Consider the following 21,972-nt stretch of genomic DNA (forward strand, 5'->3'; position numbering starts at 1 on the left):
AATCCAAACTGGGGGGTCCCTAGAGCTAACCAAGCTCGGTCGGAGAACAGCGGATTGCGCCTGATGAGCTACCTGCCCCATCCAACGACTAGCCTCGACAGTATCAAAGGTGTTGCCATCGGTGCAACGCAACCTGAATTAACAAGGACAGAGTCGATAGTGGATGGAGTTGACGATTGTCCGATAGGAGCCTCTATCTCATGTCTCTTCCGTGCTTAGGAATCGATGTTGGCAAGCATAAACTGTATGCGGCCTTACTGCTGAGAGCTGATAAGAAGCCGAAACGAAAGACTGTGAGTAATGATGCCTCAGGGCACCAAGCGTTAGTAAACTGGCTGGCATACCATCAAGTGGAGCGTGTTCACGCCTGCGTGGAAGCGACCAGTACCTATGCTCATCCGGTGGCTCGCACTCTCCACGAGCAGGGGCATGTGGTCACCATCGCTAATCCTAAACAAATCAAAGCCTATGGCGAGAGCCTATTGGTGCGGACAAAAACGGACCGGGTGGATGCGAGCCTTATTGCGCAGTTCTGCTTCGAACGCAAGCCGCGAGCATGGACACCACCGGCTCCTGAGGTGGACGCATTGCAAGCGCTTGTTCGTCGTTTGGATGTGCTTGAGAAGATCATGAGTCAAGAACGAAATCGATTGGAAACCACCCCTGAGGAGCTGGTGGAGGCTATCAAGCGACATCTGGAATTTCTTAAGGGCGAGTACAAATTGCTGTTGGAAGAAATTAAACACCACATTGACCGTCACGACCATCTAAAAAAACAACGCGATCTGATTACCTCGATTCCCGGAATTGGCGACAAAACAGCGGCGATTATTCTGGCTGAGGTTGGCGATATCCGGTTCTTCAAAAGTGCTCGACAACTGGCGGCTCATGCTGGTTTAACGCCCAAAAACCATGATTCTGGTAGCTCTATCCACAAGAAACCTAGACTCTCAAAAATGGGTAATGCGCGATTGCGAAAAGCCTTATATATGCCAGCGTTAGCGTCCATTAATCACAATCTTGTGATTGCTCAGTTTCGGGACCGTTTACTGGCAGCCGGAAAGCTCAAAATGCAGGTGGTCGGTGCAATTATGCATAAATTGATTCGATGGGTCTTTGGGGTATTACACTCGGGGCACCCTTTTGATGCCAACAAAGCACTCGCTGCTCAGGCTTGACATTCACAAGAGCACACAGTATCTCCGAGTTCCCCACATTAAGGGGGTTTCAGGGGGGCAAACCCTGAGCAACCCACCCCACTACTCACCCAACCAATTAAAACAACCATCATCCCAGGGCAGGCATAAAACCTGCCCCTACCGCCTCAACCCATGACTCTTCCCAATCACCCAATGCCGACGAAAATATCGCGATAAACTCGACTCTTCCAAGGTCAAACAAATTGGCCGCCCATGGGGGCACGTCCTAGGATTTTTAGTCCGCTGCCAATCCTCTAAAAGCGTTTGCATTGTATCTAGGCTCAAAGGCGTCCCATTTCGAATTGCTGTGCGGCAAGCTGTCGCTACCATCGCCTCATCTACATCGCCTCCCAGGCTAAGTTCTAGCAAAGCATCTGCACAATCCTCTCGCTCAGCCAGGGGCGCTGGCACCGAACGTACAGCCCAGAGGTTTTCACCAAACAGATCTACCTCTAAACTGAGCCGTCTTAGCTGTTCAACCTGACGAGAACTCAGCTGACTTAGAATAATCGCAGGTTCAATCGCAACAGTTTGCCAGCGAGTTTTAATCTGCTCGTAGATCACTCGCTCATGGGCAATATGCTGTTCCACCAGACAGACGCCTCCACTATGCTCGGCCACAATGTAAGTATCTTGAACCTGGGCAATGGCCTTTAGCTGACTGGGCAGTTCTTTTTCTCGAAGCCCATAACTACTCACTGCCTCAGCTGCTTTAAACAGTTGTTTGGTGCGCTGGGTTTGGGCACTGTCTGCCAGATTAGACAGCCGCAAAGTCTTTTCTACCGCAATGGCAATGCGATCGCACCACACCTCCATATCCTGCAGATAAATCTCCGACTTAGCTGGATTCCGATTCCAGTCAACCTGCTCAGCTGGCACCTGCAGATGTAAAAAACATACCGGATAGCGATCGCGGGGTAACGTACGCCGGAAGTTATAAATCAACGACTGTACTAAGATAGGCGCTGTGACTGTGCGACCATTAATCGCCACCCGCACCCAGTCCGGACGACGGCGATGACACCGATCGGGCAGCCCCACTAATAAATCCAGCTGTCCGTGTTCACAGCCCAAATCATCAGCACTCAGACTTACCTGCTCTAAATCATGGACAGTGACATCGCGCAAAATCTGAGGCAGCACCGTTTTGGCCGTAGACCCCGGCCACAGAGTAAACCAATCGCGGTCTGTATGGGCTACCTGCCAGGTAACCTGGGGATGGCAAAGGGCCAGTTGTTGCACGGTTTGCTGTACCTGGCGCAGCTGCTGGGGCACAGACGGCAATACCTGACGCCGATTGGGCAAACGGGCAAAGAGATTTTCAGCGGTGACTACGGTACCGGGTGCGATCGCAACTTCTTCAATTGCCAACACCGTACCTTCAGCACCATAATTCACTCGCCAGCCGACATCATCCACCCCACGGCTGCGAATCTCTAGCGCTGACAGCTGAGCCAAACTATGGAGCGCCTCACCACGAAAGCCAAGGCTTTGAATTTGACTCAGATCATCACAAGTACGAATTTTACTCGTACTATGGGCGGTCGCAGCCTGTTCTAGATCAGACCGGGTCATGCCCACGCCATTGTCAGTCACCCGCACCCGCCACACAGCTGGCCATAGATGGATCGAAATCCTGGTCGCCCCGGCATCCAGCGCATTTTCCGACAGCTCACGCACCACCGCCGCTAGAGAATCGATCACTTCTCCAGCGGCGATCAGACTGATTACATCCTGAGATAGGCGTTGAATCGGTGAAACAGTGGTAATGATCGAGGCTCCCTGGGAGTTGGTGTTTGTCTACGCTAGCGTGAATGTTGGCAACGATCCAGACTGATGTACCATAGCGGCACCTCAACGGTTCAACGCAATGATGTCCGAGACCTACAAACCCGCTTCCATTGCCAAAATTCAAGATCAAAAGGCGAAAATGCGTCGGTCTCTACTTAAGGCCCGCCAGGCAATGCCGCCCCAGGTATGGCAGCAAAAGTGCGATCGCATCTGCACCCATTTAGCCCAATGGTCCACATTCCAAACAGCGCGGACGATATTAGCTTACTGCAGCTTTCGCAATGAACCAGACCTGGGTAGCATGCTTGCCCAGCAGCGCTCTTGGGGGTTGCCTCGCTGCCAAGGCAAAGATCTCATCTGGCATCGATGGTTTCCCAGCTGTGGCTGGCCTTTACGCTCTGGCACCTACGGCATCACCGAACCAGATCCCACTTCTCCCCTGGTTGATCCACGGCGGGTAGATTTAATTTTGGTTCCAGCCGTCGCCTGCGATATCAAAGGCTACCGGCTAGGTTACGGTGGCGGTTTCTATGATCGCATGCTCAGCCAGCCTGACTGGCAGCATAAACCAACCATCGGTATTGTGTTCGAGTTTGCCCGCTTGCCCCAAATTCCTAAAAACAGCTGGGACCGTCCTTTAGATGGTATCTGCACCGAAAGCGGCCTGTTTCTTGCCAGCTAACGCTTGATAAACAGAGTGCTAATGAGATTGCACACAAATAAAGTCTCAGGTTGAGGCTGTAGATGGGTGAGTGATGGGGTAACGGGGGGACTATTTAGCGCAGGAGCCTAAACAAAAGGAAGAAGGCACCTTGGTCAGACTGAAATCACTGCATGCCATTGCCCTACGTTATCTTGGACTAAAGCTCGATATTGGCCTCAAGCATCACATCTGTTATTTCCCCAATCTCAACCCCTCCTATCCCTAAGATTCAACTCCTGACAACACCAATTTTCCAACCATTTTTCCAGATTCTAGACGTTCATGGGCCTGCGCTAAATTAACGGCATTAAGAGGCCCCAAATGCTCCGTCATTGTGCTTCTGACAATCCCCTGGTCTACCAGCTCTGCTACTTGATTAAGCAGATGATGCTGGCTAATCATATCGTCTGTTTCATAAACAGCCTTGGTAAACATAAACTCCCAAGCAAACGTGACGCTTTTATTTTTTAATAAGTTGAGATTAGGCGGCTCTTTGGTTGAAACAACAGCACAAATCTTACCCTGCGGTTTAATCACCTCCGCCATTATGGGCCAATAGTGATTGGTGTCATTAAGACAGAGAATATAATCAACAGCGTTTATTCCTAACCTCTTTAGCTCACTCTTGAGGTCGCCATAGTGATTAACACAGTGAGACGCCCCTAACTGCGTACACCATTTTCTTGAAACTTCCCTAGAAGCTGTGGCAATCACCCGTAAGCCGACATACTTCGCTAGTTGAATTGCCATAGAGCCCACACCACCTGCGCCACCAATAACTAACAGAGTGGCATCGTTACTGCGAGGCGCGGCAGAAATATTTAAGCGCTCAAAAAGAGATTCCCAGGCAGTAATGGTTGTTAGTGGCAGAGCAGCAGATTCTTCAAAGGATAGGGACTGAGGCTTACGACCAACAATACGTTCATCCACCAGATGATATGCACTATTACATCCAGGCCGGGAAATACTACCAGCGTAATACACTTCATCTCCAGGCTGAAACAATTCAACGTGTTCACCAACAGCCGTGACCACACCAGCGACATCCCACCCTAAAATTTTAGGTGTCATCAACCGCCCTTGCACAGAAGCACGCATCTTAAAATCAATCGGATTCATAGATACAGCTCGCACCTGGACTTGCAAGTCACGCCTACCAGGAGACGGGATACTCAGATAACATTCCGAGAAACAATCAGGATGCCCTACAGGTAGAAATTGACTTACACCCAACGCTTTCATCATCATGGCAATCGTCTTAACGCCTTTATATGATCACCAGGTAGCTCGCCCTCAGACAACATAGCCGCACACTAATACAAACAGAAATCAGTCAAAAGATGCCATAAAACACCAATTCATGACAAAAGAGAGCCCTATCAGAATATAACTACTCCAAAACAGCTAATAATACGTTAGAACACAGAAAAATAAAACAGTATACCAACATACACATCTGCAGATTAACAGATTCAAAATCGTCTTCTAGCTCACAGACTAACTACACAACGATGTGGTTATACTTTGAAGCAAGTGCTTAGAATGCAAGGTCACAACAGAGTTTTGTTTATTCTCCAAACAAATAAAATTCTGTTGTTTTAGTCTTCATAACTCAAAAATCATCTTAGTTGATGTAGCCTAAGCTACTTCTTTGAAGTTAGCGAAAAAAGTTATTGTTTTGGTCGAGTTTATTAAGACTTTTGTGGTTTTGTCTGATACTGTAAAGATTATTATATTGCGGTTGCTATTTTCTCGGAACAACAATGGCAAATACCACCCCGGCTGTTAAAGCGTTTATCTCCACATACGACAATGCTCCTTTTGCATTCCAAAATTTGGACGATGCTATTGAAGCTGTTTGCTGTGGCGAATCTTTTAGAAGTTTGATTCTCGCGTTGGTCAATAGTCCCGCCTTTTCTGAGGAACTGGGTAAAGAGTTTGAAGCTGCAGATGCGATCGCAGGGCTATCTGCCTGTCGTGGTCTGCGCAGCTGTCTTAATTTCTCTCTTGGTCGATTTTTTGGGCTTTTAGCCGAGGTGATTACTGCCTTTGACCGAGCAGCTGGGAATGAGTGGACTAAATTTTCCAATCGAGTCAATCAGTCAAACCTAGGTGGCAGCAAGCTTTTAGATCGCCTCATTCGAAGTGCCGACGGCAGCTTTTACAAGGATTTAGCCGCTAGATTAGTAGATGAAAATCCTCATGCAGTCTACCCAACTTCTAGCTATCGTGAGAGCGAAGCTCATGTGGTCAGCGCTGGTGACGATCAAATCATTGAAGCCGTGATGACTTCACGGACCTTCACCTCTATTCGAGTTGTTGAAAATTGCCTAGATCCTGAACAAACTGTCTTACGAGACATGTATGTTTCCCATGGGCGCTGTGTTTGTCTTGTTGATCAAAATGTCGAGACCTACTACGGCGAGCAAATCGATAAGTATTTTAAGCACCACGGCATCCATTTAGACAAGCTGGTGTACCGAGCGATGGAAGTCGATAAGGGCATCCGCACAGTAGAGAAAATGTTGGGGGACTTCAAGAGTCTTGGCGTCTGTCGCCATGAACCTGTTTTAATCATTGGTGGTGGCGTTATTGCCGATACTGGTGGTCTTGCCTGTGCTCTCTACCATCGGAATACTCCCTACGTCATGCTGTCCACATCCATTGTGGCAGGTATTGATGCAGGTCCATCTCCCCGTACCTGCTGCGATGGATTTGGCTATAAAAATCTCTTTGGTGCCTACCATGCTCCAGTGCTGTCTTTAACCGACCGCTTCTTCTTTAAGACACTGCGGGAAGGCTGGTTGCGCCACGGCATCATAGAAATCATAAAAATGGCTGCGATCAAAGATCTGGAGCTATTTGAATACATGGAGCAAGCTGGCCCAGCGCTCATTGAAACTCGTTTTGGCACCCTCAATTGTGAGCCAGGTTCAGAGATCAGTGTTCTTTCTCAAAAAATTCTTGGTGCAGCTCTGAGAAGCTATGTTGAGGCAGAATACGGCAATCTCTATGAAACTCACCAGTGTCGTCCCCATGCCTATGGCCATACTTGGTCTCCTGGTTTCGAGATTGAAGCAGGGTTACTACACGGTCATGCTGTGGCTATTGGCATGGGCTTCGGCGCTTATCTCAGTTACCGCAAAAACTGGATTACTGCCGACGACTTCCATCGTATTCTGAAACTGATCAGCTCGTTTGGTCTCAGCCTCTGGCATGATGTTATGTTCAACAAAGAGACCCTATGGGCTTCTCAAGAAAAGATTGTTCAGAAGCGAGGTGGCAACCTGGCAGCCCCCTTACCTAAAGGTGGAGTTGGTAAGTGCGGCTATCTTAACTCTATGACTCAAGAAGAGCTGTTTGAAGCGATCAGCGCCTATCGTCAAATCTGTAATGACTATCCACGAAAGGGGTTAGGTATTGATCCACTATGCAGCGATGTTGGGCTTGAAGATCCATCTACCATTGGTCACAGCCTGATGGAAACTGTCAAGGCACATTCTGGCACATCCGAAGTGTTGTCTACTGTCTAACTGACAGATACAACAAAACTATAGCCGTAGGGGTAGTTACTGTAATACTCCTACGGCATTTACCTTATTATCCCACCGCTTTGAGCTTGCCATGGCACATGAAATCTTTGATATTGTTATCCCCCTTTTCTGCGTTCGTTGGAATACACGAGCCGTGATGGAAGGACTCACCAGTCACTATCAGCCTCGCGCTATTCACATCATCACTCTGCCTGATCAGGTAGATACACTCCGGGAAATTTCTAAAAACTGGAAAACAGCACCGCTTCATATTCACGATGAAGAAGTGTTTTTCAAATCGAGTGGGTTAACCAAAACCTTAATCTGTGAGGAATTAAATTTAGGGAAATCCCTGTATAACCCCGGCTGGTTTTATCAGCAGCTTTTGAAACTAGGCGCGTTTGAAGGAATTCCTAATCTCAGCGAATGGTATTTAGTCTGGGATAGCGATCTGCTGCCAGCCGCTACCTGGCCAGCCTTTCGCAGTTCAGGAGACATGGTAGAACATGTTTTTGCCTTGCTGCAGCACAATGCTTATGGTAATCCAACGATTGTTGGCAAGTGGGAAACTTGGATTAAAACCGTTTTGGGTGTAACACCACTCACCGATGATGTCGGTACCTTTATTCCTCATCACATGTGGTTTAAGCAAGAGTATCTCAAGTCATTTGCACAACAGATCAACAAATACTATGGGTCCGACGACCACTGGTTATTATTAATGATGCGTTCTGCCAATGATTTTGGCACATTTAGCGAATATTGGACCTATGTTTCTTGGGCAGCAGCCCAGACATCTGATTCTGTATGTTTTTACCCTTACGCTGAGTATGGGGAAACTACAGAGCGGTTCTTTGATGACGGCACAGGTATGTTCTCCGCTGCACTCAGAAAGTATCTTTCAGTAGACTCTTTTGGTCCTGATGATGGATTTTCACCATCCTACGAGGAAGTGAATGCATTTATCAAAGCTGAGTATGATGCAGACAAATTACCATCATCATTGGCGTTTGAAAGCAGCCCTCGCCATTTGAAAAAGAATAGTGAGAATATGCACATTGAAGAACAGCGCTCCCGCTGGAATCCTCGGATGGCCCAGGAAGCAGCGACAGTTTAACTGCTGTCTTTGGCCGTAAATTTTAGAGTCATATTAGCGTGCCGGAGACCAACAATCATTCACGGCACGCTAATGGGTCTGGCGACTACCTGCTTAAGTTCGCCGCTGCCTGTTTCACGTCATCTAACAGCTCTAATGATAATTTTAGGCCGTTCAGATCGATATCTCCGGCTTTGGGCTTGGGCTGGGGCCCATGGTAGTCACTCCCCCCTGTCATGAGTAAACCGTACTGTTCACATAGTTCTTCTAACACTCGCTCTTCACTAATGCTGTGCTGTGGATGATAGACTTCAACACCCATCAAGCCTGCTTTAACCAATTCTGGCAACACCTCTTCCACTACACCACCACGAAACAGATAAGGGTGAGCCCAAATAGGAACCGCTCCACATTGTCTCAGCAATGCTATTCCTTCTTGAGCTGTAAATTTTTCATAGGGGACATAGGCCGGACCGTGATCGCCAATAAACCGTTGAAACGCTTCTTGCTGTGAGGTCACATGGCCAGCTGCCAATAACGCCTTAGCAACATGGGGGCGACCAGGAGCCATATTGCCCGGCATTGGCGGCAGCTCAATCGGAAAGCCTAACTCAGCCAGCTTATCTACCATTTTTTTGGCACGGCGATGACGCCCTTGAATCCGTTCATTCAGGGGCATTTCTAGCTTTTTCGGATCTGGGTAGAAACCTAAAATGTGCATAGAACGCTCGTTATACACCGTACTAAGTTCAATCCCAGGAACAATCTCTAATCCATAGGGCTGAGCAGCAGCACGGGCTTCATTCCAACCAAAAATTGTATCGTGATCGGTAATTGCCAAAGCCTTGACGCCTTTAGTCACGGCTCGCTCAACTAGTTGTCGTGGGGTCAAGGTACCGTCAGAAAAGGTAGTATGGCAATGGAGTTCTAGCATAGCTAACCGCAATAAAGAGCAGAGACAAACGAGCTAGTTCTATTATGCGTTCAGCATCTGTATGAAGACAGCCCTATTACCGATAAGCTTTAGGTTGCTTGGTTTTTATACAGAATTTCAGGTAAGTTCCATGCCATCACCGACGACACCGTTCTCGACCAACCGTAATCAACTACTGGGCATGTTTTTAGCATTGCTCATCCTAGACGCCACGTTGATTTTGCTCACTGTTGATTTGTGGGCGATAGGGCGCATCTTGTTTACTGCTGTGATTATGTTTTTCACTTTGCAGGGTTATAAATGGGCTAAGTGGCTATTAGTCGGCATTTTGGCATTATCGGCTGTAGCACTGGTTGGGTTATTGCTGGCACTTGGCTCAGAATTATCAGCAATCGTTGCGGCCGGTAGCGTTGTCATGGCGGTATTTTGCTGCGTAATTATCGGCTACCTAGCAGGCAATAGCAATTTGAAAAAGCATTTCGCCTGGAAACGACAACAAAAAACGTAGGTTGGATTGAAACCCCACCAAAAGCTTTCGCAATTTTGTAACATCCCAATCAACCCAACGTTATCGCCCCAAAAATAACATTGCCAATTAATCCAATATTATGGACACCATACGTAGGTTGGGTTGAACCCTCACCAAAAGCTCTCGTGTTGCTACAACACCCCAATCAACCCAACGTTATCAATACCCAAATTTAAGGACGTGGTTCTTGGATTGATCCCATGGGTTAATGGCGATGGTTTTCGATTGTTGGGTTTCGTACCTCAACCCAACCTACGCAAAAATCACCCAACTAATGAGCCGGTAATCATGCCGCCTAACAGAACAAACCCGAGAATTACATTCTGACGAAAGATTTGTCCGTATACATGAGCAGGCTGTCTGGGGTTGCGTAACTTACGATAGTGGGTAAACCAAGTGCCGCAGGCAATGGCCCAGGTCACCATATAGGGTGTACCTAGCTCCTTATAAACTCCTAGCCACAATAATAAGATGCCTGTGCCCATAAAGAGTAAACCAACGACCTCAGGGGTGCTGGACCCAAAAAAGCGGGCACTGGAGTTAACTCCCAGTTGGGCGTCGTACTTGCGATCGGGAATTGCATAGACCGTATCAAACCCAAGGGTCCATAAAACTGTTGCTCCCCACAGCAACCAGGCGGCCACGCCTAAGCTACCAGATACCGCACTCCAGGGAATCAGTACGGCAAATCCCCAGGCAATGGCCAACACTAGCTGAGGTACTGGGAAAACACGCTTTGCCAGTGGATATAAAATAATCACGGGTGATGCTAAAAAGCAGAGCACAATACTCAAGGGCTTCAGATACAGTGCGAAGCCAATGGCACAGAGGAAGGCGATAACTGCGATCGCAATTCCTGTTTTTACCGTCAATGCCCGCGAAGCCAGAGGACGATTACGCGTACGGTCAACCTTGGGATCAATATTCCGATCCCATAAATCATTCACCACACAGCCACCTGCACTGGTCGCCAGGCTACCACCAACCACCACCGCCAAAAGCAACCAATCAGGCCGACCATCAGCCGCCAAAAATAGCGCCCACAAAGCAGGCACCATCAAAATCAAACGTCCTGTAGGCTTATCCCAACGCAGCAATCGGATAATTGTTTTCCAAGTAGGTTCGACAGTTGGCAAAGACGGAGCCATGGGGATAGAAAGATAGGTTCAATATTCTTCCTTAAGAATATCTTTCCAATTGATCACAAGGGAAGGGGGCAGGGAAAGAAGCCACAGGAGTGAGTTCAGGGATTAGGGAAGCGCAAGCGCAACCAGAACCGTTGCGTTGATGGCCATAGCCAGACCCAAAATGGCAGATCCGAACACAGGAAACCTCACTCATTTATATTTAAATACACCAAAATTATGCTACACCCTGTGCCAGGCTTAACTCCATCCACCTCTCTCCTCTCATTACCAATCCTTAGCCTTATTTTCTAATTTTTCCTCTTTAAATCAACAACCATAATCAATCCTTATTCGCCTTAAACTTAGCCATAAATTTATAAATCATCTGAACGTATCTGGATTATTTTGGTTAAAATAACCATAAGCAACTGATAAATCCCCTGATGATGAACGATGCATCACTGTTAATGCAAGCTGATGAATATGGCCTGCTGACCGATTTGTATCAGCTCACTATGGCTGCCTGCTATGTCGGTGAAGGTCTCGATCAACGTCGGGCAAGCTTTGAGCTGTTTGTGCGCCGCCTGCCTGAGGGCTTTGGTTATCTAATTGCAGCAGGATTAGCGTCGGCAATTGAGTATCTGGAAAAATTTCAATTCACTAATGATCAGCTGGATGGGTTAAAAGCAACAGGTATCTTTGCAGGGGCACCTGCTAATTTTTGGAACCTGTTGGCAACCGGTCGATTTTCGGGAGATGTGTGGGCTGTACCAGAAGGAACAACCGTATTTGCCCACGAGCCAATTTTGCGGGTGGAAGCTCCTTTATGGCAGGCTCAGATTGTAGAAACATACCTGCTAAACGCCATTAATTATCAAACTTTGATTGCCACTCGGGCCGCTCGACTTCGGGATGTAGCTGGCCCTGAGGCGCTTTTGTTGGAATTTGGCACCCGGCGAGCATTTAGTCCCCAGGGGGCACTGTGGGCTGCACGGGCCGCTTTAGCCGGAGGTCTAGATGCCACTTCCAATGTCTTGGCCGCGTTAAAACTTGGGCGGAAACCGGTAGGGACAATGGCCCATGCGCTGGTGATGGCAATTTCTGCCCTGGAGGGTAGCGAAACAGATGCGTTTGAGGCCTTTCATCGCTATTTTCCTGGCGCAGCCCTACTGATTGATACCTACAACACTGTGGCAGCCGCAAAACTGCTGGGACAACAAGCCAAGGATTCCCTGGCAGGTGTACGCATTGACTCAGGAGATTTAATCACGTTGTCTCAGCAGGTGCGTCAGGCACTGCCTGAGGTGCCCATTTTTGCCAGTGGGGATTTGGATGAACAAGCGATCCTACGGTTAAAGCAAGCAGGAGCCTGTATCGATGGCTATGGACTGGGAACCAAGCTAGTCACTGGCACCCCAGTCAATGGTGTATATAAACTTGTGGACATCGATGGCATTCCGGTGATGAAGGAGTCTAGCGGTAAGTTCACCTACCCTGGTCGCAAACAAATATTTCGGTCTGAGGGCGGAGATCGGCTAGGTTTGGCAGTGGAAGCCACCCCAAGTCAGGCTCAGGGGTTGTTGATACCAGTTATGCGCACTGGCAAACGAATAGTCCCAACTGAATCACTAGAGACCATTCGCGACCGGGCCACCCAGTCAGTGGCGCAGCTCCCCCTGACGACACGGGATGTCTATCATCCTGTAGTACCCGAGGCGGAAATTTCGCCAGCGTTACAGGAGCTGACTCATTGCACTCGCCGTGGTCAACTCGCTACTGTTAGTTGAAACTCCTCTGGGGTGTGTTTTGAGAGCTGAATTGTTACATGAGCGATGAGTTCAGATTTCAGCACGGACTAAGGTCTTATTCACAATGCAGACTCTATCTGACAATATGCCGAATACTCCCATGGGAGACTTCTTTATCGTGCAACTGCCAGTGACTATTCCCCCTGCTAAGCAATTTCGTGTGGCGCTTTTTGGCACTAGTGCCGATCCTCCCCACAATGGCCATCGCAGTATTGTGGCGACATTGGGTCATCAGTTTGATTATGTGGCAGTGTGGGCATCTGATAATCCCTGGAAAAAAGACCAGTCGCCAATTGAAATGAGAATGGATATGCTGGAACTTGCGATCGCAGATCTCCAGACACCTGGTGACATCAAGCTACACCGGGAGCTAAGCCATCCTTATACCGCTGTCACTTTAGAACGGGCGCGGCGGATGTGGCCGGAGGCTGAGTTTACCTTTGTGATTGGGGCAGATTTGGTCCAACAGCTACCCAGTTGGCATCGTTCGGCGGATGTGATGCGGTGGGCAAAGATTTTGGTGTTTCCGCGACCGGGCTATGGACTCAATGAATCAACCCTGGCCAAGTTGCGATCTCTAGGGGCTGAGGTTGCGATCGCAACCCCCTTGAGCCAACATCATATTTCTTCTAGCACCCTGCGCCAGGGCTACCCCGAACGCCCCGATGAGATTCCCACTGTCGTGCAAGCCTACATCCACCAACACAATCTGTATCCATGCCCGGAAAACACACCAACCACCCCTTAGCCGACTTTAAGGTCGGTATTGATAACGTTATTTTCTCGGTCGACACTGCACTCAATCGGCTGTTGGTACTGTTGGTTATGCGTCATGAAGAACCCTTTTTAGGACAGTGGTCGCTCCCAGGCACCCTGGTCCGTCAAGGAGAATCTCTCGAAAAGGCATCTTACCGGGTCTTGTCTGAAAAAATTCGCGTCAAAAACCTTTATGTCGAACAGCTTTACTCGTTTGGTGGTCCCAAACGAGACCCGCGCGAAGCCAAAAATGCCTACAATGTGCGCTATCTCTCAGTCAGCTATTTTGCCCTCGTGCGCTATGCCGAAGCCGAACTCATTGCTGATGGCGTCAGCGGCATTGCCTGGTATCCATTAGACCATCTACCCAAGTTAGCCTTTGATCACCGAGAGATTCTCACCTATGGCACCATGCGTCTGCGCAACAAAGTCAAGTACAGCCCGGTGGCCTTTGACGTATTGCCAGAAATGTTTACCCTTAGTGATTTATATCAGCTCTATACGACAATTTTAGGGGAGGAGTTCTCGGATTATTCAAACTTTCGCACCCGTCTGCTCAAGCTAGGTTTTTTAGAGGATACCGGCATTAAAACCTCTCGTGGGGCTGGCCGTCCTGCTAGCCTCTATCGCTTTGATGCAGAAGCATTTGATCCATTAAAGGATAGACCTATGGTGTTTGTATAAATCAATCTCTTATAAATCCTGCTATTTCACATAACACCTCTTCAAATGTACAGACGTTCCATAGAACATCTCTTCAAAAAACACCTGTACAGACGTTCTATGGAACGTCTCTTCAACACCATTCACCTCTTGTGACCATGAAACTTGCTATTGCTCAACTTGATCCCACTGTTGGCGACCTAACTGGCAATGCCCAACAGATTTTAGCAGCGGCTCAAACTGCATCTGCAAAGGGCACTCGATTATTGCTCACACCAGAACTCTCCCTCTGCGGCTATCCACCTAGAGACTTACTCCTGCGACCTGGCTTTATCCAACAAATGCAAACAGCTGTCGAGCAACTAGCAAAAGATTTGCCAAACGGCTTATCCGTTTTGGTAGGTCTAGCCCAAGCCAATGCTGACGCAGGCAAAAAAGGACAAAAGCCACTTTACAACAGTATGGCACTGTTAGAAAACGGCACTATCAAAACTGTCTTTCATAAACGTCTGTTGCCAACCTATGACGTGTTTGACGAAGATCGCTACTTTGAGTCGGGGACCGAGCCTAATCATTTTTACCTTGAAACCGACCATGGTTCGCTGCACATTGGCGTCACCATTTGCGAAGATCTTTGGAACGAAGATGACTTTTGGGGGCAGCGAGCCTATGAGGTTAACCCCACAGCTGAGGTGGTCGCCGCCGGGGTAGACCTGGTTGTCAATTTGTCAGCATCGCCGTTTACAGTCGGCAAACAGGTACTGCGGGAAAAAATGATTGACCATGCCGCTCGTCAGCATCAATGTCCGATTGTGTATGTCAATCAGGTGGGAGGCAACGACGATCTAATCTTTGATGGCTGTAGTGTTGCTATGGATCGACACGGAGTTTTGGTCAGCCGTAGCCGTAGTTTTGAACCTGCAGTACAGATGGTGGACTATAGCTTAGAAAACCACAATCTTGTCCCTGGCATAGTTGCACCCTTGCCGGACAGCTCAACCGCTGAAATTTGGTCAGCCTTAGTCCTGGGGGTTAAAGATTACAGCCGTAAATGCGGATTTAGTCAGGCCGTTGTGGGGTTAAGTGGTGGCATTGACTCGGCCTTGGTGGTTGCGATCGCAACCGCTGCCCTTGGTCCTGACAACGTCTTAGGTGTGCTGATGCCTTCCCCCTACAGCTCAGACCACTCCATCAGAGATGCCGAAAAGCTGGCCCACAATCTAGGTATCCCCACAGAAACGCTCCCCATTAGGGAACTGATGACCGGTTACGACCACACTTTACTGCAGCTGTTCTCAGACACAGCCCCTGGCGTCACCGAAGAGAACCTACAATCCCGGATTCGCGGCAATTTACTCATGGCTATCGCCAACAAATTTGGCCATCTGCTGCTCTCCACCGGTAACAAATCAGAAATGGCTGTCGGCTACTGCACCCTTTATGGTGACATGAATGGCGGCCTGGCGGTGATTGCCGATGTCCCTAAAACTAGAGTTTACAGCCTATGCCACTGGTTGAACGACAAGGCCAAAACCCAAAACTCTCTGGGTTTGATTGACCCCACCGGCAAAACTGAAATTATCCCCGTCCATATTCTCACCAAACCCCCCAGCGCTGAGCTACGCCCCGACCAAGTCGACCAGGACTCCCTGCCCCCCTATGACATCCTGGATGATATTCTCGAACGCTTGATCCAACACCACCAGTCTGCAAACGATATCGTCGCCGCCGGTCATGAACCAACCGTAGTTCAAAAAGTAGTGCGCTTACTCACCCGTGCTGAATTTAAACGTAGACAGGCCCCACCAGTACTCAAAGTCACCGACCGCGCCTTTGGGCTGGGCTGGCGTATGCCCATCGCCAGCCGCTGGCCTTTAGATGAATGAATAAAACTCGTACAGGTTAGTGAGGGTTATCCTTCTACTGCCTGGGTGCAGTCGTCCAAGGGCGATAACCAGCCCGGATGCAGCGATCAAGAGCAGCATCAACGGTTAACTGTGCCTCATTGCTAAGATCGACGACACAAACACCGTAGCGCTCAGGAAGAAAGCTGCGACTACAGTGCTCTAAGGCACTGACCATCGGCTGATCAAGCAGAGCACGATGAATATCAACCGTGCAATCGGCCACCTCATCAGGGCGACGGGACCGCTCACAGCCTTCTAAGGCATCCATTGCAGCAATACCTGTATCCTGACTAACATCCACTACACATTCTCCTAACGTGCCTGGAAAGCGAGCGCCCGCACAGCTCGCGGTTGCTTGTTCCGTAGTCACTCCAGTAGCTGTTAAATCCGCTACACATTCACGGTAGTTATCGTCATCAGCCCCATAGCCAGGCAAAGCAACCAGTGCAGCAGTGGTAAAACCAAGCGTCAGCGGCGCTAATGAGAATCGACGTAGCAAATGGCTCCAAGAAAGAATAGTAGTCACATTAATCATTTTCAATAGGTCCAATAGAACAAGTCTTTTCTTACAACATTTGACGCACAATAGCTGCTGTCCAAACCACAGTGCTGTAGTTAGCAACCAGCCTAACCTGGCATAAATAGTAATCCAAACAAATCAGTCAACAGTAATTTTGTTTGTAATGATTGTCCTCTGAAACCCTGATCTAATCTACAGTGAATGAGTGACAAAATTTAAACCGTTGCTTGAGCTAGTAGATGATCCCGTCTATTCCATCCACACTTCAAATCAGCAGCGACATCCATGAATTACAGCAAACGATCTAGAGGGTTTTAACATGCATCTGAGTGACATAACTCATCCTAACCAGTTGCATGGCTTATCTGTGAAACAGTTAGAAGCCATTGCCCAGCAAATTCGAGAAAAGCATCTGAAAACGGTATCCACTAGCGGAGGGCATCTGGGACCGGGGCTGGGCGTGGTAGAGCTGACCCTGGGTCTATATCAAACCCTGGATTTAGATCGCGACAAAGTTGTTTGGGATGTAGGACACCAGGCCTATCCCCATAAGTTAATTACTGGTCGTTACAACAATTTTTCATCTCTACGTCAGAAGGATGGTGTAGCCGGCTATTTAAAGCGATGTGAGAGCAAGTTCGATCATTTCGGTGCTGGACATGCATCTACCAGTATTTCTGCCGCATTAGGCATGGCCCTTGCTCGCGATGCCCAGGGCGAAGATTATAAAGTCGCAGCCATTATTGGTGATGGAGCCCTGACTGGAGGCATGGCGCTAGAAGCAATTAACCATGCTGGGCATTTACCGAACACGAACTTAATCGTGGTCCTCAATGACAATGAGATGTCCATTTCTCCTAATGTTGGAGCCATTCCTCGTTATCTAAACAAACTGCGTTTGAGTCCACCGATGCAGTTTCTCAGCGACAACCTGGAAGAGCAATTTAAACATTTGCCATTTTTAGGGGAGTCTTTATCACCTGAGCTAGACCGCGTGAAAGAAGGCATGAAGCGTCTGGCTATGTCTAAGGTGGGCGCTGTGTTTGAAGAACTGGGATTCACCTATATGGGACCAGTGGATGGGCACAATTTGGGCGAGTTGATCAATACATTTAAAGAAGCCCATGCCAAAGGTGGTCCCGTCCTTGTCCACGTCGCCACGGTCAAAGGCAAAGGCTATGAAATTGCGGAAAAAGACCAGGTTGGCTATCACGCTCAATCCCCATTCAATCTCACCACTGGCAAAGGTCAACCCTCTAAAAAGCCAACACCACCCAAATACTCCAAAGTTTTTGCAGAAACCTTGGTAAAACTGGCGGAGGATAATCCCAAGATTGTTGGGATTACAGCGGCAATGGCCATCGGCACTGGCCTGGACAAATTACAGGCAAAGCTGCCTCAGCAGTACATCGATGTCGGCATCGCTGAACAACATGCCATTACCCTGGCAGCGGGTTTAGCCTGTGAAAATATGCGTCCGGTAGCGGCTATCTACTCAACCTTCCTACAACGGGCTTACGACCAGATTATCCACGACGTTTGTATTCAAAATCTGCCGGTCTTTTTCTGTCTAGATCGAGCGGGCATCGTCGGTGCCGACGGTCCTACCCATCAGGGGATGTACGATATTGCCTATCTGCGCTCTATTCCTAACATGGTGGTGATGGCTCCCAAAGATGAAGCGGAGTTACAACAGATGACTGTCACTGGAATTGAATATACTGATGGTCCCATAGCCGTCCGATATCCACGGGGCAGTGGTCATGGCGCACCGCTAATGGAAGAAGGTTGGGAAGCTCTACCCATTGGTAAAGGAGAAGTTCTACGCCAGGGCGACGATGTGTTACTGGTCGGCTATGGCTCTATGGTCTATCCAACCATGCAGACAGCTGAGATTTTAAGCGAACATGGCATTGAGGCCACCGTCATTAATGCTCGCTTTGTGAAACCCTTGGATGAAGAATTGATCGCCCCGTTGGCACAAAAAATCAAGCGGGTAGTCACGTTTGAAGAAGGCTGCTTGATGGGCGGCTTTGGCTCAGCCATCGCCGAAGCGCTGCTAGATCGCGACATTAACGTACCAATTTTCCGTCTGGGCATACCAGATATTCTGGTAGATCATGCTACACCAGCTGAGGCCAAGACAGCCTTGGGGTTAACCCCTGCCCAGATGGCCGATAAAATCCTCAAGCGGTTTGCCCTCGCCAACCTTGAATTAGCCAGCATGGGTTAATCCAGCTAGGTCAGCAAAATTGTATACGTACTCAGTTCTTAATTTTGAATTGTGCGTCCCTCCCCTTGCAGACAGGTTGCTGCGAGGGGTTATTTTTGGCTATCGTCGCTGTCGACGGTGCGCTCGACGGCGACGGGGGCTAGTCACCATGGCAGCGGGCAGTAAGGCAACAGAGGCAACCGGCAGCAAGCTGCTTTCACGAGACGGTTTAACCGTAGATTGTGGCTGCCCGATCATCAACATCGCAGGCAGCCCCCGCCATAAATCAACCAACCATAGACCTAATGCCAACAGCAGCGTGATCACACTGAGCAGAAAGATCACCATAGCCCCTAGCACCAGCGCATTAATCGCCACCATGGCCCGCAGAGTCAACATTCCCAGACTTGTCAACATTCCCAGTAATGTGACCACTGTCAATACAAAACTGATATAGGCCCAATCACACCGACGCCGTACGGCACGAGTGGCCTGACTAACTGACCGCAACCAGCGCCAACGCAACCAGGCCACGGCAGCCACAATCGTGACGATAATGACCATCAAGACATTATTGGTTAATAGTGAAATGAGCTGACCGGTTTGGACCGAAGACATCACAACCAGACTCCCTGTGCTTGAGCAAACATAGTTCAATTGTACTATCTTAATTTGCTCATGACTCCGTCATGGGAGAAAAGTCAACCGGGTGTTATTGTTATTGGCGTGTTTGACACCGAGAAAGGCGTATATATGTTCTCTAGGAATTTTGGGCCTGATTTCAGGTGTTACTAACTATCAGTTTCGGTCGTCCATGCAAGTGAAGTCACCGCAAAGGCATCTTGGGATCTATTTGCTACTGGGCATCCTTGCCTGTGCAGTGGCTGTCGCCTTGAAACTCATTGTTGTGTGGAGTGTGGATTCCTATGTATATTCCTTGCCCATCGTTGGCGGAGTTTTGGCGACGCTAGAAGTAGCTGAACTTGCTAGCCCTATCTTGCTAGCAATTTTAGGCCTGACGCTGGGGGCACTCACCTACTACCTACCAGCGGGTAGTAACCTGGCCGTTCGCCTGCTGCTTTTGGGGCTGACACTACCGCTGGTGCTACTGCTGGGCCATAGAGTCCGTCACAATCGTTGGATACAGCAGGTAGCAAATCAAGACAATCTATCGCTGTCTCAAGCACAACAGGTGACGAATGAGTTTTTGCAACAGGAAACTTCAAACTCTGGAAGCTTAGGGTTTTATTTGTATACAGCTACTCGGGCTAATCCACCCACTCGACTCAATAATTTGGCAACGATTGACGACAATAATTTGCTCCAAAATCAATTAACTGATCTGGGGCAACGTCAAACTGGATTATTGGGCTTAGTTTTTAAGCTTTACAACTGGCTTTTTACTCTGGCAGGCTGGGGTATTCGAGCTATCTATGCACTGCTATCTGGGTTTATGGGCCTGTCGTATTTTTATAGAGGAGAGCTGTGGGCCAATCGCCAACGCCGCCAATGATGCCAGTCTGGGTTAATTGATATACGTGAAGTTCAACACGGCAGCACTCATATTAGCGGGTGGTCAAAGCCGCCGCATGGGGCAGGATAAGGCTCTATTAAAATTACCTACATCCTCCAACGGGCAAAGCCAAACGCTCTTGCAGCATACTTGTACAATTGCCCAAAGTTGTGGGTTACACACATATGTATTAAGCCCCTGGCCGGAACGCTATCTTCATCTATTGCCGCCAACAGTAGTATCGCTACAGGAGACGACAGCTGGCGCTGGCCCCCTGGTGGCTTTGGCCCAAGGCTGGTCTATGGTCGTGCAAGATGCTGAGCAACAGAACGATTATGCCCCCGATTGGCTGTTGGTGTTAGCCTGTGATCTGCCTGGTCTCAATCGGGGCACTGTCCAGACATGGCAGCAGTCTTTGGTAGACGTAAGTGAGGTTGCAATCGCAGCTTTACCTCACCGTCACCAGCGCTGGGAACCCCTGTGTGGGTTTTACCACCGCCGCTGTATATCCAGCCTGAACCAGGCCGTTGAGAACAATATTCGTTCTTTTCAACAGTGGCTGGCTACCGAACCAGTCATGTCGCTACCGGTTGCAGATTCTAATATATTAAGAAATTGCAACACTCCTACTCAATGGCAAAACTTTTTAGACTCCGCAGCCATACGATAGGGCCAGAAACCCATAGACCGCTTGACAAACGCCACCTTCTTCAAATGTTAAGCTCTGTGATATTTTATCCTTGACTTCAGGCCCCGATTCCACGACGCTTTATAGTTATGATTAACGTTTGTTAAATTTCCTCATATTCTGGAGATTCTCAAGTGGCGATTCCTCTGCTGAACTATTCACCGGTTACCCAAAATTCTCGGGTTGAGGGCTATGAAATTCCTGGGGATGATCAGCCTAAGATTTATTCGACTCAGAATATTCTGTCTTCGACTGATATCAATGATCTGATTGAAGCAGCCTATCGTCAGATCTTCTTCCATGCATTTAAGGCTGACCGAGAAAAATTCCTAGAATCTCAGTTGCGCAGTAATCAAATCACCGTTCGTGATTTTGTTCGTGGTTTGCTGTTGTCTAATACTTATCGCAACAGCTTCTACAAAATGAACAACAATTATCGTTTTGTAGAGCAGACCGTCCAGCGTGTGCTAGGCCGTGATGTGTATGGCAAAGACGAGACCCTCGCTTGGTCAATTATTGTAGCCACTAAAGGCATCGAAGGCTTTGTGGATAACCTTCTCGATAGCGAAGAGTATCTAGAGAACTTTGGCGACGATATTCTGCCCTATCAGCGGCGGCGTGTGCTCCCCAGTCGAGCTGCAGGTGAACTGCCATTCAATATCAAGTCACCGCGCTATGATGAGTACTATCGTTCTATTCTCGGCTTCCCCAAGCCTGTCTTCCAGAGTTCTATCCGTCGGTTTACTCCTCAGGAGCAGCAGCCTAAGGCTGGAAGTCCAGCATTGTTTATGAACATGGCTCGTGGTTTGAGCAACAGTCAGCCGTTGGCTACACAGCGTGTATCAGCTGCAACTGTTAATTTCAAGTCAGCTGTTCCTTACCGACAAGTGAACTTCCCAGTCAATGACCCTGTAGCAGCAGCAGCAGTTGAAAAAGCTAAGATGGGCGCTTAAAAGTAAAACTTTTTTTGACGTCGGATTTTGCTGACTTATG

The 21,972-nt window shown here is 48.6% G+C and carries 20 protein-coding genes; 14 read left to right on the top strand and 6 right to left on the bottom strand.

What is annotated here, in order from left to right; all coding sequences use genetic code 11:
* Positions 1–219 (top strand): hypothetical protein (locus tag N836_RS77505; RefSeq protein WP_235071012.1); only part of this gene is annotated, 219 nt, incomplete at its 5' end.
* Positions 201–1,178, top strand: coding sequence for an IS110 family transposase (locus N836_RS48620; protein WP_023070498.1), 978 nt, complete (start codon positions 201–203; stop codon positions 1,176–1,178). The genes N836_RS77505 and N836_RS48620, both read left to right, overlap by 19 nt.
* A gap of 138 nt (positions 1,179–1,316) precedes the next feature.
* On the opposite strand, the gene mutL is transcribed toward N836_RS48620, so the two are convergent.
* On the bottom strand, positions 1,317–2,972 hold the full coding sequence (gene mutL / locus N836_RS48625) for a DNA mismatch repair endonuclease MutL (RefSeq protein WP_036052852.1): 1,656 nt from the start codon (positions 2,970–2,972) through the stop codon (positions 1,317–1,319).
* Between the two features lie 97 nt (positions 2,973–3,069).
* Between mutL and N836_RS48630 the strand changes: the two genes are divergently transcribed.
* Positions 3,070–3,672 (top strand): 5-formyltetrahydrofolate cyclo-ligase, encoded by a 603-nt coding sequence (locus tag N836_RS48630; RefSeq protein ID WP_051394547.1) that lies wholly within the window; start codon positions 3,070–3,072, stop codon positions 3,670–3,672.
* Between the two features lie 243 nt (positions 3,673–3,915).
* Here the strand turns inward: N836_RS48630 and N836_RS48635 are convergent, their stop codons facing one another.
* A complete protein-coding gene (locus N836_RS48635) occupies positions 3,916–4,941 on the bottom strand; it encodes a zinc-binding alcohol dehydrogenase family protein (RefSeq protein ID WP_036052855.1) in 1,026 nt (341 codons plus the stop codon).
* Positions 4,942–5,456: 515 nt separating this feature from the next.
* Between N836_RS48635 and N836_RS48640 the strand changes: the two genes are divergently transcribed.
* Both N836_RS48640 and N836_RS48645 read left to right on the top strand, forming a co-directional pair.
* Positions 5,457–7,226, top strand: coding sequence for a sedoheptulose 7-phosphate cyclase (locus tag N836_RS48640; protein WP_023072000.1), 1,770 nt, complete (start codon positions 5,457–5,459; stop codon positions 7,224–7,226).
* 91 nt (positions 7,227–7,317) lie between these two features.
* Entirely contained in the window at positions 7,318–8,343 is a 1,026-nt protein-coding gene (locus N836_RS48645; protein ID WP_023072001.1) for a DUF6492 family protein, read from the top strand.
* Positions 8,344–8,428: 85 nt separating this feature from the next.
* Here the strand turns inward: N836_RS48645 and N836_RS48650 are convergent, their stop codons facing one another.
* A complete protein-coding gene (locus N836_RS48650; RefSeq protein ID WP_023072002.1) occupies positions 8,429–9,256 on the bottom strand; it encodes a PHP domain-containing protein in 828 nt (275 codons plus the stop codon).
* A 130-nt stretch (positions 9,257–9,386) separates the two neighbouring features.
* On the opposite strand from N836_RS48650, the gene N836_RS0137630 reads away from it, so the two are divergent.
* Complete coding sequence (locus N836_RS0137630; RefSeq protein WP_036052868.1) at positions 9,387–9,764, top strand: hypothetical protein; 378 nt, start codon at positions 9,387–9,389, stop codon at positions 9,762–9,764.
* 284 nt (positions 9,765–10,048) lie between these two features.
* Here the strand turns inward: N836_RS0137630 and N836_RS48655 are convergent, their stop codons facing one another.
* On the bottom strand, positions 10,049–10,933 hold the full coding sequence (locus tag N836_RS48655) for a 4-hydroxybenzoate solanesyltransferase (RefSeq protein WP_023072004.1): 885 nt from the start codon (positions 10,931–10,933) through the stop codon (positions 10,049–10,051).
* A gap of 422 nt (positions 10,934–11,355) precedes the next feature.
* Here N836_RS48655 and N836_RS48660 point away from each other — a divergent pair, with 422 nt between their 5' ends.
* The 4 genes from N836_RS48660 (at position 11,356) to N836_RS48675 (ending at position 16,025) form a co-directional block, all read left to right on the top strand.
* Positions 11,356–12,699: a nicotinate phosphoribosyltransferase gene (locus N836_RS48660; RefSeq protein WP_031292314.1), complete on the top strand. Its 1,344-nt coding sequence runs from the start codon at positions 11,356–11,358 to the stop codon at positions 12,697–12,699.
* 85 nt (positions 12,700–12,784) lie between these two features.
* Complete coding sequence (locus tag N836_RS48665; RefSeq protein WP_023072006.1) at positions 12,785–13,468, top strand: nicotinate-nucleotide adenylyltransferase; 684 nt, start codon at positions 12,785–12,787, stop codon at positions 13,466–13,468.
* A complete protein-coding gene (locus N836_RS48670; protein WP_023072007.1) occupies positions 13,438–14,160 on the top strand; it encodes an NUDIX hydrolase in 723 nt (240 codons plus the stop codon). The genes N836_RS48665 and N836_RS48670 overlap by 31 nt, the downstream gene beginning before the upstream one ends.
* A 137-nt stretch (positions 14,161–14,297) precedes the next feature.
* Entirely contained in the window at positions 14,298–16,025 is a 1,728-nt protein-coding gene (locus tag N836_RS48675) for an NAD+ synthase (RefSeq protein ID WP_023072008.1), read from the top strand.
* Between the two features lie 34 nt (positions 16,026–16,059).
* Here N836_RS48675 and N836_RS0137635 read toward each other — a convergent pair whose 3' ends face one another.
* Complete coding sequence (locus N836_RS0137635; protein ID WP_023072009.1) at positions 16,060–16,581, bottom strand: hypothetical protein; 522 nt, start codon at positions 16,579–16,581, stop codon at positions 16,060–16,062.
* A gap of 304 nt (positions 16,582–16,885) precedes the next feature.
* Here N836_RS0137635 and dxs point away from each other — a divergent pair, with 304 nt between their 5' ends.
* Positions 16,886–18,799, top strand: coding sequence for a 1-deoxy-D-xylulose-5-phosphate synthase (gene dxs, locus N836_RS48680; protein ID WP_023072010.1), 1,914 nt, complete (start codon positions 16,886–16,888; stop codon positions 18,797–18,799).
* Between the two features lie 99 nt (positions 18,800–18,898).
* On the opposite strand, the gene N836_RS48685 is transcribed toward dxs, so the two are convergent.
* Positions 18,899–19,399, bottom strand: coding sequence for a hypothetical protein (locus tag N836_RS48685; RefSeq protein ID WP_161634951.1), 501 nt, complete (start codon positions 19,397–19,399; stop codon positions 18,899–18,901).
* Between the two features lie 193 nt (positions 19,400–19,592).
* Here N836_RS48685 and N836_RS48690 point away from each other — a divergent pair, with 193 nt between their 5' ends.
* The 3 genes from N836_RS48690 (at position 19,593) to N836_RS48700 (ending at position 21,932) form a co-directional block, all read left to right on the top strand.
* Positions 19,593–20,291, top strand: coding sequence for a hypothetical protein (locus N836_RS48690; RefSeq protein WP_023072012.1), 699 nt, complete (start codon positions 19,593–19,595; stop codon positions 20,289–20,291).
* A 25-nt stretch (positions 20,292–20,316) separates the two neighbouring features.
* On the top strand, positions 20,317–20,961 hold the full coding sequence (locus N836_RS48695) for a molybdenum cofactor guanylyltransferase (RefSeq protein WP_031292322.1): 645 nt from the start codon (positions 20,317–20,319) through the stop codon (positions 20,959–20,961).
* A gap of 152 nt (positions 20,962–21,113) precedes the next feature.
* The gene (locus N836_RS48700; RefSeq protein ID WP_023072014.1) at positions 21,114–21,932 is read left to right on the top strand and encodes a phycobilisome rod-core linker polypeptide; all 819 of its coding nucleotides are present in this window, start codon (positions 21,114–21,116) and stop codon (positions 21,930–21,932) included.
* Positions 21,933–21,972: the final 40 nt, after the last annotated feature.

Origin of the sequence: Leptolyngbya sp. Heron Island J (assembly GCF_000482245.1) — a bacterium.
Classification (GTDB): domain Bacteria; phylum Cyanobacteriota; class Cyanobacteriia; order Phormidesmidales; family Phormidesmidaceae; genus Leptothoe.

Excerpts from the sequence above, each read along its gene's own strand:
- N836_RS48620 (WP_023070498.1), top strand. The coding sequence starts at position 201 with ATGTCTCTTCCGTGCTTAGGAATCGATGTTGGCAAGCATAAACTGTAT.
- N836_RS48630 (WP_051394547.1), top strand. The coding sequence starts at position 3,070 with ATGATGTCCGAGACCTACAAACCCGCTTCCATTGCCAAAATTCAAGAT.
- N836_RS48635 (WP_036052855.1), bottom strand. The coding sequence starts at position 4,941 with ATGATGATGAAAGCGTTGGGTGTAAGTCAATTTCTACCTGTAGGGCAT.
- N836_RS48640 (WP_023072000.1), top strand. The coding sequence starts at position 5,457 with ATGGCAAATACCACCCCGGCTGTTAAAGCGTTTATCTCCACATACGAC.
- N836_RS48645 (WP_023072001.1), top strand. The coding sequence starts at position 7,318 with ATGGCACATGAAATCTTTGATATTGTTATCCCCCTTTTCTGCGTTCGT.
- N836_RS48650 (WP_023072002.1), bottom strand. The coding sequence starts at position 9,256 with ATGCTAGAACTCCATTGCCATACTACCTTTTCTGACGGTACCTTGACC.
- N836_RS0137630 (WP_036052868.1), top strand. The coding sequence starts at position 9,387 with ATGCCATCACCGACGACACCGTTCTCGACCAACCGTAATCAACTACTG.
- N836_RS48655 (WP_023072004.1), bottom strand. The coding sequence starts at position 10,933 with ATGGCTCCGTCTTTGCCAACTGTCGAACCTACTTGGAAAACAATTATC.
- N836_RS48660 (WP_031292314.1), top strand. The coding sequence starts at position 11,356 with ATGATGAACGATGCATCACTGTTAATGCAAGCTGATGAATATGGCCTG.
- N836_RS48665 (WP_023072006.1), top strand. The coding sequence starts at position 12,785 with ATGCAGACTCTATCTGACAATATGCCGAATACTCCCATGGGAGACTTC.
- N836_RS48670 (WP_023072007.1), top strand. The coding sequence starts at position 13,438 with ATGCCCGGAAAACACACCAACCACCCCTTAGCCGACTTTAAGGTCGGT.
- N836_RS48675 (WP_023072008.1), top strand. The coding sequence starts at position 14,298 with ATGAAACTTGCTATTGCTCAACTTGATCCCACTGTTGGCGACCTAACT.
- N836_RS0137635 (WP_023072009.1), bottom strand. The coding sequence starts at position 16,581 with ATGATTAATGTGACTACTATTCTTTCTTGGAGCCATTTGCTACGTCGA.
- dxs (WP_023072010.1), top strand. The coding sequence starts at position 16,886 with ATGCATCTGAGTGACATAACTCATCCTAACCAGTTGCATGGCTTATCT.
- N836_RS48690 (WP_023072012.1), top strand. The coding sequence starts at position 19,593 with ATGCAAGTGAAGTCACCGCAAAGGCATCTTGGGATCTATTTGCTACTG.